Annotated in this window: 12 protein-coding genes; 1 reads left to right on the top strand and 11 read right to left on the bottom strand. The window is 68.9% G+C overall.

Translation table 11 applies throughout. The features are described from left to right. Window positions 1-147 precede the first annotated feature (147 nt). The 6 genes from A5789_RS15225 to A5789_RS15200 form a co-directional block, all read right to left on the bottom strand. Entirely contained in the window at window positions 148-1,128 is a 981-nt protein-coding gene (locus A5789_RS15225; RefSeq protein WP_146098559.1) for a terpene synthase family protein, read from the bottom strand. Between the two features lie 580 nt (window positions 1,129-1,708). Continuing rightward, on the bottom strand, window positions 1,709-2,311 hold the full coding sequence (locus tag A5789_RS15220; protein WP_064903523.1) for a TetR/AcrR family transcriptional regulator: 603 nt from the start codon (window positions 2,309-2,311) through the stop codon (window positions 1,709-1,711). Window positions 2,312-2,320: 9 nt separating this feature from the next. Continuing rightward, entirely contained in the window at window positions 2,321-3,184 is an 864-nt protein-coding gene (locus A5789_RS15215) for an alpha/beta fold hydrolase (RefSeq protein WP_064903525.1), read from the bottom strand. A gap of 93 nt (window positions 3,185-3,277) precedes the next feature. Continuing rightward, complete coding sequence (locus tag A5789_RS15210) at window positions 3,278-4,411, bottom strand: LLM class flavin-dependent oxidoreductase (protein ID WP_064903526.1); 1,134 nt, start codon at window positions 4,409-4,411, stop codon at window positions 3,278-3,280. After that, on the bottom strand, window positions 4,408-5,772 hold the full coding sequence (locus A5789_RS15205; protein WP_064903528.1) for an NtaA/DmoA family FMN-dependent monooxygenase: 1,365 nt from the start codon (window positions 5,770-5,772) through the stop codon (window positions 4,408-4,410). The genes A5789_RS15210 and A5789_RS15205 overlap by 4 nt, the downstream gene beginning before the upstream one ends. A gap of 2 nt (window positions 5,773-5,774) precedes the next feature. Next, entirely contained in the window at window positions 5,775-6,857 is a 1,083-nt protein-coding gene (locus A5789_RS15200; protein WP_155525908.1) for an LLM class flavin-dependent oxidoreductase, read from the bottom strand. Between the two features lie 256 nt (window positions 6,858-7,113). On the opposite strand from A5789_RS15200, the gene A5789_RS15195 reads away from it, so the two are divergent. Next, window positions 7,114-8,193: a hypothetical protein gene (locus tag A5789_RS15195; protein WP_064903530.1), complete on the top strand. Its 1,080-nt coding sequence runs from the start codon at window positions 7,114-7,116 to the stop codon at window positions 8,191-8,193. A gap of 8 nt (window positions 8,194-8,201) precedes the next feature. Here A5789_RS15195 and A5789_RS15190 read toward each other — a convergent pair whose 3' ends face one another. The 5 genes from A5789_RS15190 to A5789_RS15170 form a co-directional block, all read right to left on the bottom strand. Then, window positions 8,202-9,806, bottom strand: coding sequence for an ABC transporter ATP-binding protein (locus tag A5789_RS15190; RefSeq protein WP_064903531.1), 1,605 nt, complete (start codon window positions 9,804-9,806; stop codon window positions 8,202-8,204). Window positions 9,807-9,874: 68 nt separating this feature from the next. Continuing rightward, a complete protein-coding gene (locus A5789_RS15185) occupies window positions 9,875-10,750 on the bottom strand; it encodes an ABC transporter permease (RefSeq protein WP_082940737.1) in 876 nt (291 codons plus the stop codon). Further along, on the bottom strand, window positions 10,743-11,699 hold the full coding sequence (locus A5789_RS15180) for an ABC transporter permease (protein ID WP_064903586.1): 957 nt from the start codon (window positions 11,697-11,699) through the stop codon (window positions 10,743-10,745). The genes A5789_RS15185 and A5789_RS15180 overlap by 8 nt, the downstream gene beginning before the upstream one ends. 5 nt (window positions 11,700-11,704) lie before the next feature. Continuing rightward, window positions 11,705-13,312 (bottom strand): ABC transporter substrate-binding protein, encoded by a 1,608-nt coding sequence (locus A5789_RS15175; RefSeq protein ID WP_064903533.1) that lies wholly within the window; start codon window positions 13,310-13,312, stop codon window positions 11,705-11,707. Window positions 13,313-13,547: 235 nt separating this feature from the next. Beyond that, complete coding sequence (locus A5789_RS15170; RefSeq protein ID WP_030514341.1) at window positions 13,548-14,234, bottom strand: rhomboid-like protein; 687 nt, start codon at window positions 14,232-14,234, stop codon at window positions 13,548-13,550. Window positions 14,235-14,412: the final 178 nt, after the last annotated feature.

The following is a 14,412-nucleotide window of genomic DNA, read 5'->3' as shown; positions in this document are numbered from 1 at the left end:
CCGGCCCCGCTCGCTAGGGCACAGCCGCCGCGCCCGCTCCGCGTCGCGGTCGGCGGTGCGTGAAGTATTCATCGTCGCACCGGAACCCGCGGGCCGGGCGATGGCCCGGGTTGCGTTTGCGCAACGCCTGCGCCCGCGGATTCGTCGTCAGGCCAGGGGAGCGCCGTGCTCGAGTGCCTCGCGCGGCGCGCTGGTGTAGCGCGCGGCCTGATAGTGGTAGTCGAAGTTGGCTCGGACGTATCGGGTGTAGCAGGTCGCGATGGTGAGGATATCGGTGCGGTCGCGGCCGGACAGTCCCGCCGCGTCGAGTTCGGCCGGCAGCGCGTCGATGCCCGCGAGCATGCGGCGCACGCATGCGGTGAGCATGCGGTCGACCACATCGACCGCACGATCCCGGTCGAGACCGAGCTGACGTTCGGCCAGCAGCACCGAGTTGTACAGATAATCCGACGCCTCGTCGGAATCGATGGACAGAATGTCGTTGAACAGGCCCATATGTTCGACGGATGCCTCCCGGATCGCGCGCAATGCCGGCAGCGCCCGCGCGCCCGCGCACAGGTCGACGCCCTCGGCGATCTCGCTGATATCGAGAAAGACGTACAGCGCCACCGAGTCCCGCCGGTGGGCGCGGTAGTCGTCCAGATCGGGATAGCGATCGGTGAGCCGCCCGATGCTCTCCGTGTAGTAGGTCCACAGCCATGCCGAGAGTTCGGTGCGCACCGCGTGACGCCACCGACTCGAGCGTCCCGCGCACAGTTCGCGCCACAGTTCGGCGAAGGCCACCGCGAGGACCCCTGTCGGTCGGGCGCCGGGTTCGAACACCTCCTCCAGTGCGGTGATGGTCGCCAATGTCCGTGCCGGGTCGGGAATTTCGATGTCGAACTGATCGTCGACGATGAATGCCCATGCGGTGAATCTGCTCAGCAATCCCAGCGCGTCCGCCTCGGCATACGGGCACCACAGCGCGTACATGCGAGCCGGCCGGGTCCGGCGCATGCGCCGGCGGGTCGGCTCCGAGGGAACCAGATCACAACGTTCGAGCCAGGCCCACATGGCCTGCTCGGCCTCCGATTCGGCGGGATTGGCCCCCTCCGAATCGAACGGCATGAAGAACTCAGTTACATGCATCGAAACCGCCTATCTCCCAAGCAGTTTAACGCGAGTACCCGCAATCCGGGCATTCGGTTTGCGATATCGGGTCGATCCCGGGTGACGACAAGACGAAGTGCCACAACGGATTCGGATCGCAACCCCTCATGCACCCCGGCTCCCGACGGATTCGACCGAACAGTGGACAGCTCGCCCGAAGTCGAGCGGCGGATACGCCACCTGCCCGAGAGCTTTCACCCGGCGATCGTCGACGGCCGGCACGGAAGTCTGCCCGTGCCGCCCGGCCGGGGTCGGCGCGGCGCCGTACCCCACGGGAGGACTCGGCGGGCATTCGACGGCCGCATACGTGCGTGCGTTTCGTGCTCGGCGTGCAGCCGACGAGCGATGGCGGACACCGACCTCAGCACGATCGTGGCAATCGGGCACAGCATGCCGATCGGGTCGTCGCCCTCGATACTGCGAACAACTCATGGCCCCCTCGTTTCGCCACCCTTCGCGGGCGCCGCCAAGCTTACGGCAGGCTACCCGCCCGGCGCAGCGCGAACCGGGCCGGCGAATGTCTCGGAACCTCCGGGAGGCAGCCCGAAAACCTTGCAGTTCAGCAGGTTTCGTCGGCGGTTCGCAGGGCGTCGATTCCGGTGTCGAGGGCGGCCTCCAGGAAACCGATGTCACCGGTCGCCAGCAGGATGCCGACACCACCCTGGATTCCGGCTAGCAGGGCGGCCGCGGCGCGGCCCGCGTCGAGTCGCACCGCGATCTCGCCCTGGCTCTGCATGCCGCGGATGCCGCGCTCGATGTCGCCGTGCCATCGGCGCAGCAGGGCGGCGCTCACCTGCTGGGCGCCGGGAGAGGTGCGACCCAGCTCCGACATCAGCACCGACAGGGGACAGAACCGGCCCTGCTCCCGGTACCGTTCGACCACCACGTCGCGCCAGCGCTGCCACGCCGCCCAGGAGTCCAGCGCGCCGAGATAGGGCTGCTGGTCGGCGAGCACCGCATCGGCCTCGTGCTGCGCGACCGCCAGCAGCAATTCCTCTTTGCCGTCGGGAAAGTAGTGGAAGAGCTGGCTTTTCGATGTACGGGTGCGGGCCCGGATGTCGTCGAGGGTGGCGACGGTGACTCCGCGGTCACGGATTTCGGCGGCGGCGCCCTCGATGATGCGTTGCCGGGTGGCCGCCCCCTTGGCCGTCAATGGACTCACGAGTCCATTCTATGTGTCCTCGAGTGCCAGCATGGCGATGAGCAGTTGATCCCATGTGGACGCCGGCAGCTCGTGCCCGATGCCGGGCAGGGGAAGCAGATCGGCGCCCGGGATCTCCCGGGCCATGGCCTGGCCGTTGCCGTACGGGAAGAACGGGTCGTCGGTGCCGTGCACGACGAGGGTCGGCACGGTGAGCTCGCCCAGCCGCTCCCGCCAGCGCTCGCCCGCATCGACGAAGGCCAGGTTGAGCACGCTGGAGCCCATATCGGTGGTGCGATCGACCGTGCGCCGCGCCTGCCGTCGCGCTTGCTGTTCGTCGAAACCGTATGCGCCCGAGAGCATCCGGGCTTGTTCGACGCGGTAGTCGATCACCGCGGCCCGGTCGGACCAGTCCGGAGGCGGTGTCGCGGCGAAGAAGCCCATGATCCGGTCGGAGTGGTCGGGCAGATCGGGGTCCGCGGGGCCGGGAGACGTCGGCCTGGTGTTGATCAACGTCAGGGCCGACACCCGGTCGTGGTGATCGAGCGCGGCGAGCTGACAGATCCATCCGGCCACCGAGAACCCCACCAGATGGGCTCGCCGAAGTTCGAAAAGATCCATCAGCCCCACCAGGTCGGAAGCCAAATCACGCAGGGTGTAGCCGGGAGAGCCGGTCGGGTAGGCGGTCGACCGGCCGGTGTCACGGATGTCGTAGCGCAGGACATAGCGGCCGGCGGCGGCCAGCCGGTCGCAGAACTCGTCCTCCCAGAAGAGCCCCGACGTGGACGGCAGCACCGCCGCGGGCCGTCGCCGGTCTCCGAAGGTGGACACACACAGGTCGATGTCACCGACGGCGACCAGATGCTCGGACGAGCGTTGACCATGACGCGACATGGCGACTCCTCTGCGGTTGCGTCTGTTGAGGAGACTCGTCCCGCGGCCGAAACTCATCGGTCCGGGAGTCGGTTCACCAGCGGCGGCGCCGCCCTAGGCCGCGCGGAGCTGCGGTAGACCCCATTCGGAGGCGAGCAGTTCGTGCGAGCGCAGCCTGTCCTCGTGCCGGTAGGTGACGCTGGTGACCACGAGTTCGTCGGCGCCGGTCAGCTGCTGCAGCGCCGAGAGTCGTTCGGCCACCACATTCGGCGCGCCGACGAACTGAGTGGTGACGCGATCGTGCACCAGGCGCTGCTGCTGTTCGGTCAGCGGGGGAGCGGTATCGGGATCGAGGTATTCGGCTGCGCCGGCGCCGCTGCGGATGCTGTAGACCCAATGGCCGTAGGTCGAGGCCAGATGGGTGGCGGTCGCGTCGTCGTCGGCGACCACCACGTCCGCCGACACCACCAGATACGGCCGGTCGAGAACCGCCGAGGGCCGGAAGGCGGCGCGATACGCCTCCACCGTCTCCACGATCGTGCCGGGGGAGACGTGGTAGTTCGCCGCGAACGGCAGTCCGAGCCGGCCCGCGAGCTGGGCGCTCTCACCGCCGGAACTTCCGAACAGCCACAGCTGAACCTCGGCGCCCTCGCCCGGAACGGCATGCAGGGCAACACCTTCGGAGCTGCGGTAGTTCCCGGAGAGCAGGTCGCGGATCTCGCGGACCTGACGGCCGTAGTCCAGTGGCTTCGTCCCGGGCAGTTGCAGCGCCTCGAAACTCGCCGCCAGCCGGGTCGTATCCAGCAGCCGCCCGGGGCTGAACGGCGGCGGGATCACCACACCATCGCGCACCCGGGTCGGGCGGTCGGGCGCGGGTACGGGTTTCACCCCCGCCGAGCGCACCTCCGCGATCCGATGCGCCGAGCGCCCGAGGCCCAGATCCAGCCGTCCCGGATACAGCGCGTCGATGGTGCCGAACGCCTCGACCACCGCCGCGGAGGTGTATTGACCGGCCTGCACGGCGGCCGAGCCGACGCGGATGCTGTCGGTGGCGGCCGCGATCAACGCGATGAGGGTGGTCGGCGCCGAGGAGGCCACCGCGACGAAATGATGTTCGGCGACCCAGAATCGGCGATACCCCCACGCCTCGGCGTGACGGGCCAGATCGATGGTGTTGCGCAGCGCCTGCCGCGGTGTGGATCCGGCGCTGACGGGGGAGAGATCCAGAATCGACAACGGCACGGTCATGACGCTCGCACTCCTTCGCTGCCGCGATGCGGATGGCGCAGACCCAGATGTTCGCGCAGGGTCACACCGGTGTACTCGGTTCGGAAACTGCCCAGCTCCTGAAGTTCGGGAACGACCTTGTCGACGAATTCGTCGAGGCCGGCGGGCGTGAGATGCGGGACAAGCACGAATCCGTCGGCGGCGTCGGACTGCACGTACCGATCGATCTCCGCGGCGACCCGAGCGGGCGTGCCGACGAACTGCTGGCGCGCGGTCACCTCGATGATCAATTCGCGGATGCTCAGCTTCTCCGCGGCGGCCTTGGCACGCCAGTCCTCGGCGATCGCGCGCGGATCCTTGGCGTGCCGGACGCGTCCGCGGGTGATGTTCGCGTTGTCGACCGGATCGATCTCGGGCAGCGGCCCGTCGGGGTCGTAGCCGGAAAGGTCACGGCCCCAGACCTGTTCGAGGAAGGCGATCGCGGTCTGCGGCCCCACCTGCTGCAGGCGGATCTCCCGGGCCCGCTCCTGCGCGTCGGCGTCGCTGTCACCGAGCACGAAAGTGGCGGCGGGAAGGATCTTCAGATCGTCGCGGCGGCGGCCGTACTTCGCGAGCCGGGTTTTGATGTCGGTGTAGAACCGGCGCCCGTCCTCGAGTTCGCCGTGGCGGCTGAAGATCGCATCGGCCTTCGCGGCGGCGAAGTCCCGGCCTTCCTCGGAATCACCGGCCTGAATCTGCACCGGATATCCCTGCGGGCTCGCCGGCAACCCGTAGACGCCTTCGATATCGAATTGCGTTCCGCGATAGGCGAATCGAGACGCCGGGCCGCCGAATACCCCGCGTTCGCGGTCGACGACCGGCGCCCCGCCGGCGCGACTGTCCCAGATCGCGCGGGTCGCGTCAACCACCTCCGCCGCGCGCACGTAGCGCTGCGAGTGGTCCAGATAGCCGCCGCGGCGGAAATTCTCGCCGGTGAACGCGTCGGAGGAGGTGACCGCGTTCCAGGCGGCCCGTCCGCCCGAGAGGTGGTCCAGGCTGCCGAATTGCCGCGCGAGTTCGTAGGGTTCGTTGAACGTGGTGTTGATCGTGCCGGCCAGGCCGAGGCGGGTCGTGACCCTGGCGAGCGCGTTGAGCACGGTGAAGGTGTCGGGACGACCGACCACGTCGAGGTCGAAGATGCGGCCGCGGTGTTCGCGCAGGCGCAGCCCCTCGGCGAGGAAGAAGAAGTCGAACAGGCCGCGCTCAGCGGTGCGCGCCAGGTGCACGAAGGAGTCGAACTCGATCTGGCTGCCCGATTCCGGCACGCTCCACACCGTGGTGTTGTTCACCCCGGGGAAGTGGGCGGCCAGGTGAATCTGCTTGCGTACCTGTTGTTTCGGCATCCTCATCCTCGGGCGAGTGCGTAGCGGTTGGCGGGGCGCGTCAGGCCGAGGCGGCCGCGCAGGCTGCGTGCCGGACGGACGAGTGCGGCGCTGAACGCGGGTATCGCCAGTGGCCGCAACACCAGACCGTCGGCGGCGCATTCGCGCCGAGTCCGGTCGAGCAGCGCGCGCAGTCCGTCGGCGGTGCCGAGGTGGCGCACGGTCGCGGCCGGGGCCGCAGGCCCCCAGGCGTCGAGCTGGTCGAGCTCCGCGTGGGCCCGGCCCTCCGTCGCGGCGAGATGCACCTCGACGTCGAGCAGGATCCGCACCTCGTCGGGCGTCCGGCCGGCCTCGGCGGCCGCGGAGCGCAGCCGAGTGCGCAGGGCGGCGGCCTCGTCGAGGCCGGCGGCGCTGATCCGGATCAGATCGGCACGGTTGACCGCGAGGCGGGTGCTCGCCGCCGACGCGGCGCGCACCGCGATCGGCGGCCGGCCCTGCGGCGGCCGGGGTGTGATCGAGGGGCCCTTGACGGAAAAGTTCTCGCCCTCGAAATCGATGTAGTGCAACCGGTCGCGGTCGATGAACCGGCCGGTCGCGAGATCGCGGATCTCGGCGTCGTCCTCCCAGCTGTCCCACAGCCGGGTCACCACCTCGATCGCCTCGTCGGCCTCCCGCCACAGCGAGGTGTCGTCCTGCGGCTGCTTGCGGCCGAACAGCGTCGTCTGCTCGGCCTCGGCCGAGACGGCGACCTCCCACCCCGCCCGGCCGTAGGTGGCGTAGTCGAGGGAGGCGATCGCCTTGGACACGTGGAACGGTTCGGTGTGGGTGACCGTGGCCTGCGGGATCAGGCCGATGGTCCGGGTCGCGGCGGCGGCACGGGCCGCGAGCGCGAGCGCGTCGAACGGCCCGTAACCGCCGGCGCCCACACCGAAGGAGTCCGGGAGGAAGACGAAGTCGAATCCGGCCCGGTCGGCGGTGGTGATCGCGTCGAGCCAGTAGCCGGGTGTGAACAGCTCTTCGGCGCGGGAGTCGGCCCGCCGCCACGACGCCGGGTGGGTACCCGTGCCGGACAATTCCACCCCGAGCAGGGGCGGCAACGACGACATGCGAAGGCGTCCTTTCGATCGACACCAGACAACACGGCCGCATCGCGGTAGGAGGGAAGCGGAGATGTCCCGCGATCGCCGGATGGGCAGAAGCTCAAACTAGGAGAAATCACCTGCGGCGTCAGCACTCTCGATCGCGCTGAATTCTATTCTTGCGGCGGCGGCATCGGCGCGGACTCGAAGCGGCCTTCCTGCGGGGGCCGCCGTTCCCACCGGCTTCCCGGATTCGGGTGCCGGGGGCTCCTAAGGTGGCGGCATGTCCGACCACGAGCGGAATACCGCGGCCGTGGTGCCGGTGGCCCCGAGCGGATGGCGCGGCCGCTGGCATCGCTTCCGGCACTCGCCGTATCTGCCGGCAACGGTGCTGGTGTTCATCCTGGCGATCGCGGCCGGACTGTTCGCCGGCTCCTACACCTATATCCTCGCCAATCCGACACCGCACCGGATCCCGGTCGCCGTCGTCGACGCGGGGACCGCGGTACCGGAGCCCGACCAGCGCTTCCTCGACACCATGGACCGAGAACTGAACGGCTCGCTGCATCCGCTGCACTACGACACCCCGGAGGCGGCGCGTGAGGCCGTCGAATCGCAGCGGGTGTTCGCCATCCTGGACGTGCGCACCGCCGCGCGGATCCCCGTCGATGTGTCGGGTGCGTCCGGTTCGTCGGTAGCCCAGGTGGTCACCACCGCGGCCGCCGAGGCGAGCCGCCGGACCGGGATACCGATCGTGGTGACCGATATCAACCCACTCCAGCCGGGCGATCCGCGCGGATTGGCGATCTTCTACATCACGCTGGCGGCGGTGATCATCGGCTTCGTCGGCGCCATCCAGCTCAGCGTGCACGCCGGGGCGTTGACCGCGGTGCAGCGGATCGGGTTCACCGTCGCCTACTCCCTGCTGGGCGGGTTCGCGATCGCCGCCCTGGTGGACTGGTGGCTGGGCGCGCTGACGCTGCCGTTCGTGCAGTCGTGGGGAATCCTGGCGTTCACGATGTTCACCTCGGGCATGATCTTCTCGATGTTCAGCGCGCTGTTCGGGCGCTGGGCGATGATCCCGACCTGGGGTGTGATGGTGCTGCTGGGCAACCCGTCCTCCGGGGGCGCGGTGTCATGGCCGCTGCTGCCGTCGGTACTCGGGGCGATCGGCCGCTGGCTACCGCCGGGCGCGTCGGTGAACGCCCAGCACACCGCGGTGTACTTCTCCGGCCACCAGCACCTCTTCCCGTATCTGGTGCTCGCCGGGTGGGCGCTGGTCGCCTCAGCGGTGTTCTGGGTGTGGCGGGACCGGCAGACCGATGCGAACGACCCCGACGAGCCGGCCGGCCACGACGAATAGTTCCCGTCTCAGGCGGACCGTTCGATCGCGGGCCGGACGAACCCGCCCGGTACCGCGGCCAGCAACTCGCGCGTGTATTCGTGCCTCGGATCGTCGAACAGCGTTGCGGTGTCGGCTGTTTCGACGATCGTGCCCTGCCGCATCACCGCGACGCGGTCGCTGATGCGACGCACCACGGCCAGATCGTGGGAGATGAACAGATAGCTCAGGTCCAGCTCGGACTGCAATCGCTCCAGCAACGCCAGAATCTGTGCCTGCACTCCGACATCGAGCGCCGACACCGGTTCGTCCAGCACCAGCACATCTGGCCGCAGTGCCAGCGCCCGCGCGATCGCGACGCGCTGCCGCTGCCCGCCCGACAGCCGCTCCGGGCGCCGGTCGGCGACTTCTCCGGGCAAGGCCACCTGCTCGAGCAGTTCTGCGACCCGGGCGCGGCGATCGCCGATCCCGAAGGCTTGCAACGGTTCTCCCACGATCTTCGCCACACTCAGGGTGGGATTCAGCGATGTGTAGGGATTTTGATACACCACCTGGACGCGCCGGCGAAATTCCCGCAGCGCGGCGCCGCGCAGACCGGCGACATCGCGCCCGTCGAAGCGGATGCTGCCCGCATCGGGCGCGGACAGCCGTGCGAGGATGCGAGCAGTGGTGGTCTTGCCGGAGCCGGATTCGCCGACCAGGGCGAGTGTCTCGCCGCGATCGAGATCCAGTGAGACGTCGTCGACCGCATCCGTGCGCACGCCCCGCGCGATCCGGTAACTCTTGCGCAAACCGGTCGCCACCAGCAAGGATCGTTCGGCACGCGGGCGCGCTCGGCGCACCGGTGACTCCGCGCTCGGCGCGGCGGCGAGCAGTTCGGCAGTGTATTCGTGCTGCGGATCGGCGAGAACGGCTGCGGTGGTTCCGGTTTCGACGATCCGGCCGTGCCGCATGACCACGATCCGATCGGTGCGGTCGGCGGCCACCGCCAGGTCGTGGGTGATGAGCAGTACGGCCGTGCCGAGCTGCGTGGTGCGGTCGGCGAGGTGATCGAGGATGCGGCGCTGCACGGTGACGTCCAGGGCGCTGGTCGGTTCGTCGGCGATCACCAGCTCCGGTTCGCAGGCCAGCGCGATCGCGATCAGTACCCGCTGGCGCTGCCCTCCGGACAGATCCTGCGGATATTGCCTGGCCCGCACCTCCGGCCGGTCCAGGCCCGCCTCGGTGAGCAACCGCACCGCCTCCAGCCGTGCCGTGCGGCGATCGGCCCGCCGATGGATGCGCAACACCTCGGCCACCTGATCGCCGATGCGCTGCACCGGATTCAGCGACGTCCCGGGATCCTGCGGGACGAGTCCGATGCGCGCACCCCGCAGGCCGCGCAGGGTGCGGTCGGACGCGGTGTCGAGCCGGTGACCGTCGAAAACGATTCCGCCGCCGGAGACTTCCGCGGAATCGGGCAACAGGCCGATGACCGCATGGGCGAGTGTGGATTTGCCCGAACCGGATTCGCCGACCAGCGCGACGGTCTCTCCGCGAGCGATCTCCAGCGTCGCACCGGACACCGCCTCCACCGATGCGCCGCCGTAGCGGACGCGCAGGTCGTCGACCCGCAACAATGTATCGTCGCTCATCGGTCCTCCTGTATTTTCGCGGGACACCCGCACCCGGTCGGACCGATCAGAAGCCGCGCGAGTATGTCTCATCGGTCGTCCGTGCTCCCGATCGAGCGGCCGATGCGCTGGGCGGCGAGCACCACCGCGACGATCACCAGGCCGGGCAGGGTGGTCATCCACCAGGCGAGCACGAGGTAGTTGCGGCCTTCCGAGATCAGCGAACCCCATTCCGGGGTGGGTGGCGCGGCGCCGTAGCCGAGGAAACTGAGCGACGAGATCGCCAGCACCGCAACACCGAATTCGACCGCGGCCAGGGCGGCGACCGGCGCGTAGGCCGTCCGCAGGATGTGACGCAGCAGCACGGTGTGCCAGCGCACTCCGGACGCGAACGCCGCCTCCACGTAGGGCGCGCGGCGCACTCGCAGCACTTCCGCACGCATCACCCGCGCGAACCGGGCGATCAGCGCCACTCCCACCGCGATGGCCACGTTCCGGGTGCCCAGCCCGAGCACCGTGATGAGTACCAGCGCCGACAACAGTTCGGGAATCGCGAGCAGCACATCGACTCCGCGCATGACGAAGGCATCGACGGTGCCGCCGAGGGTGCCGGAGACGAGACCGATCGCCGACCCGACCACCAGCCCCAGCAGCACGGCACAGACGGTCGCCGACAGCGTCAGCGCCGCCCCGTGCGCCACTCTGGTGTACAGATCGCGGCCGAGATTGTCGGTACCGAACCAGTGCTGCAGGCTCGGGCCACGGAATTTCTGCTCCGGCACGCCCGCGCGTGGATCGTCGCCGGCGAGAAGCGAGGGCGCGACCGCCCAGCCGAGAACCACGATCAGCACGAGGATCGACACCGCGAGTCCTGCGGTGGCACGCAGCCGTTTCGGCGCCAACGCGCGCCGCAGTTCCGCCGTCCGGACGGACGGGGGGTCGGCGATGAGCAGTGTGTCAGACATGAGCGCGCACCTTCTCGCGAGCGACGGCGACGCGGGGATCGAGCACCGGATAGATCAGATCCACCGCCAGGTTCACCACCACGAATGCCAGGGCGGCGATCAACACGATGCCCTGCACCACCGGAATGTCTTGATGCAGCACCGCGTTCTGGGTGAGCCGGCCCAGTCCGCCACGGGAGAACACGGTTTCGACCACCACGGAACCTGCCAGTACCGTACCGACCCACAGTCCGGCGACGGTGAGCGCCGGCCCGGCCGCGGCGCGCAGCACGTGCCGCCACTGCACCCACAGCCGCGAGGCGCCCTTGGCGAAGGCCACCTCGACGAACGGCTGCCGCCAGGTGGTGGCCAGACCGCTGTGGAGCACCTGCGCTATGACGGCGCCGACCGGCACGGCCAGGGTGATCGCGGGCAGGATCGTGCCGCTGAAACCCGTCCCGCCGAATGCGGGCACGAGACGAAGCCGGAACGAGAACAGTTGCAGCAGAAGCAGTCCCACCCAGAAGGTGGGCATCGCCGCGCCGATCGGCGGGAGCGCGGTGAGCAGATTCCGCAACCACGGCCGCCGGGTGTAGGACGCGGCCACGGCCAGCGCGGCGCCGAAGACGATCGCCAGCAGCAGCGCGAGACCGGCCAGCGCGAGAGTCGGGGGAATCGACTGCGCCAGGGCGCCGGTGACGGTTTGCCCGGTGTTCAGCGAGCGCCCGAGATCGCCCCGGACGGCATGGGTGAGCGCGGTCCAATATTGTTCCGGCACCGAGCGATCCAGGCCGTATCTGGCCCGCAGTTCCGCGATGGCGGCGGGATCGGGAGGCACGCCCGGATCCGCGTCGACGGCCATCTGCACCGGATCCGATGGCAGCAGGAACAGTACGGCGAAGGAGATGGTGAACGCCGCCCAGAGCACGCCGATCGCCTGCAGCACCCGCACGATCACATACCGGGTCATCGGATTCATCGCTTGCTCAACCAGGTGTCGTAGAACTGCAGACGGGCCGAGGCCTCGAACTTCAGATCGTGCACCGCGCCCGACACACCGATCGCCTGCGACAATTCTATGGTCGGCAACCACAGTCCGTTCTCGATCACCGATCGCTGTGCCTGCCCGATGATCCCCGCCCGCGCCGCCGGGTCGGTGGTCGAGAGCTGGTCGGCGAGCGCCTGGTCCAGCGCCGGAATCGGTCCGCGCTGGTTGAGGTTTCGCTGTCCGCGGCCGAAGGTGGTGCGCAGGATGTCGCCGTCGGCGCGGGTGGTGTTGAAGTAGGTGGCGTCGAAGTCACCGGAGTTCTGCCGCGCGGTGTACTCGGCGACGGGCGTCAACTCCAGCCGGATGTCCACCCCGACCTTGCGTAGTTGCTGCTGCACCAGTTCCAAGGTCGCCTGATTCGCGGCGAACTGCGCACCGAACAGCACACCGAACGACAGTCGCCGCCCGTCCTTGACGCGGATTCCGTCGCCGCCGGGCACCCACCCGGCCTGGTCCAGAATGCGGCGCGCCTGCTCGGGGTCGAAGGTTATCGACTTCGAAAGATCGACGTACCCAGGCGTTTTCGAGGCCAGCGGGCCGGTGGCGGGCAGAAACTGCGGTCCCAGCACCGTATCCACCAGCTGTTTGCGGTCGATGGCGTGCAACAGGGCCTGGCGCACGGCGGAATCCGACAGCGGCGCACGGCTCACATTCGGCTGCAGTCCGAAGGGAACGCCCGGATTCGAGTCGAACTGCACCTTGGCGCCGGCGGCCTCGAGTTGCGGGACATCCTGTGGCAGTGCGTCACTGACGGCGTCGAGCTGATTCGACGACAGGCTGCCGGTCCGCACACCTGCCTCGGGGACGACCGTGAATTCGATGCGATCCAGATACGCCTCGCCGGAGTGGGCGAACACCGCCGAACCCCACCGGTATCCGGGGCGCTTGACCAGTGTGGCGGAGGCGTCCTGGCGATAGCCGGCATAGACGAACGGACCGCTGCCGATGTTGTCACCGAGGCAGCGCTGCTCGGCCGGTTTCGCGGTGGTCGCGTCGGCGAGGATGCCCAGCTGCGGTGTCGAGGAGGCCTGCAGGAACTGCGCGTTGGGCGTGTCGAATCGCACCTCGGCGGTGAGTGGATCGATCGCCGTGGTGCCCGCGTAGCCGGACAGATAGCTCGCGCCCAGCGGCGCTTTCGCCGCGGTGAGGGTGTGCACGACGGCGTCGAAGTTCTTCTGCACCGACGCGGCGGTCAGCGGTGTGCCGTCGCTGAACGTGACGTCGGGCCGCAGATGGAAGGTGAAGGTCTTCGCGTCCGGGCTCACCTGCCAGAAGGTCGCCAGCCACGGCTTGATTTCCCCGCTCGCGGGATCCTGGTCGGTGAGCGAATCCACGATCTGGCGTGCCACGTAGAGGGTTTGGTTGGTGCCGGCCTGGGCCGGATCCGAGCAGGTCGGCGCCTGCGACAGGCCGTAGCGCAGGGTTCCGCCCGACTGCGGCGGACCGGCGTCGCCGCCAGCATCGGTGATGTTCGCGCAGGCGGCGATCGCCAGCGTCGCGGTGAGTGCGATCGCCGGCGAGAGAATTCGTTTCATTCGGTGACTCCGGGTGGATCGATGCGGTAGGTGCCGGGTGGACGGCTGGAAGTGGTCGGCCGGTCCCGGCGGTAGCACCCACACCCGGTCGGCGGGTTGCTGCGATGTCGTGGAGCCGGGTCTCTCGATCGCTCTGGATGGGCGAAACGTCACGCTAGGGGAATTCCGATGCGGGGTCAGCACTCTGGATCGCGCTGAATCCAATCCTTGTCGCGACGACGGCCCGGCGGTGTGATTACCGGTGTCGCACGGACCCGGCGAGCCCACGCACCGCCACCTCCGGATCCCACACACCCGGACGCCCGAGGGTCAGCGGGTAGCAGGCAAGGCCGAGGACCATCGCACTGAAATGTCCTATGTCGGTGAAGGTTCGGTTCGCGAAGACCGGAATCGCGTAGAAGACCACCACTCCGAGCAGGTACACGTACCGCCACGGTTTCGCGATCCGATACACCAGCACGGCGATCACACCCGCCAAGGCGTAGCTCACGCCGTAATCGAGGGTGTTCACCGCGGATTCGGGTGCGTAACCGTGATGAATAGCCCAATACAGCACGCCCTCGCTGATATAGGTCGCGCCGACGTGCGCGATCACCACCACCGCCAGCCAGCGCAGCGTTCCCAGCCAACGTTCGGCCTGGGCGTGGAAGAGGGTGTAGCTGACCGCGTAGCCGAACCAGCCACCGCCCGCGAGCCAGAACGCGCTGGAGATCAGCACGTGCACCGGATCCTCGCGCAGATGATGCAGATTGGTCGAGCGGTTGCCCAGCAGGATCTCGGCCTGATCGGGAGACAGGTGCCGGACCACGAGTGTGGACACCAGCAGGATGGCCAGCCAGATGTAGGTGCCGGGCGCGTGCCGGATGTAGTCGCCGACCGCGCCCGCGGCGGTCCGCCACCGGAAGCGCTCTCGCCTGGGCATCGGTCACCTTCCTCGACGAATCGCGAAGATCGCTCCACTATGCGGCCGCACCGTCCGCGCGCAATCACCCGTAGCGGGTGAGCCCGCATCATCCGTCGCCGAATGCCACGAATGCGGCAAAACGCCTGGTCCGACCATGCCGGACGCGCGCCGGGCGGCGACGACACGTACTCTGCTG

The sequence above is a fragment of the Nocardia sp. 852002-51101_SCH5132738 genome (assembly GCF_001665695.1).
In the GTDB taxonomy this organism is placed as follows: Bacteria; Actinomycetota; Actinomycetes; order Mycobacteriales; family Mycobacteriaceae; genus Nocardia; species Nocardia nova.
Note: the sequence above shows the minus strand (reverse complement) of the source record. Positions and strands in the feature narration are given on the sequence as shown.

Coding starts and splice junctions, on each gene's coding strand:
- A5789_RS15225 (WP_146098559.1), bottom strand. CDS start 1,128: ATGCATGTAACTGAGTTCTTCATGCCGTTCGATTCGGAGGGGGCCAAT.
- A5789_RS15215 (WP_064903525.1), bottom strand. CDS start 3,184: ATGTCGCGTCATGGTCAACGCTCGTCCGAGCATCTGGTCGCCGTCGGT.
- A5789_RS15210 (WP_064903526.1), bottom strand. CDS start 4,411: ATGACCGTGCCGTTGTCGATTCTGGATCTCTCCCCCGTCAGCGCCGGA.
- A5789_RS15205 (WP_064903528.1), bottom strand. CDS start 5,772: ATGCCGAAACAACAGGTACGCAAGCAGATTCACCTGGCCGCCCACTTC.
- A5789_RS15200 (WP_155525908.1), bottom strand. CDS start 6,857: ATGTCGTCGTTGCCGCCCCTGCTCGGGGTGGAATTGTCCGGCACGGGT.
- A5789_RS15195 (WP_064903530.1), top strand. CDS start 7,114: ATGTCCGACCACGAGCGGAATACCGCGGCCGTGGTGCCGGTGGCCCCG.
- A5789_RS15190 (WP_064903531.1), bottom strand. CDS start 9,806: ATGAGCGACGATACATTGTTGCGGGTCGACGACCTGCGCGTCCGCTAC.
- A5789_RS15185 (WP_082940737.1), bottom strand. CDS start 10,750: ATGTCTGACACACTGCTCATCGCCGACCCCCCGTCCGTCCGGACGGCG.
- A5789_RS15180 (WP_064903586.1), bottom strand. CDS start 11,699: ATGACCCGGTATGTGATCGTGCGGGTGCTGCAGGCGATCGGCGTGCTC.
- A5789_RS15175 (WP_064903533.1), bottom strand. CDS start 13,312: ATGAAACGAATTCTCTCGCCGGCGATCGCACTCACCGCGACGCTGGCG.
- A5789_RS15170 (WP_030514341.1), bottom strand. CDS start 14,234: ATGCCCAGGCGAGAGCGCTTCCGGTGGCGGACCGCCGCGGGCGCGGTC.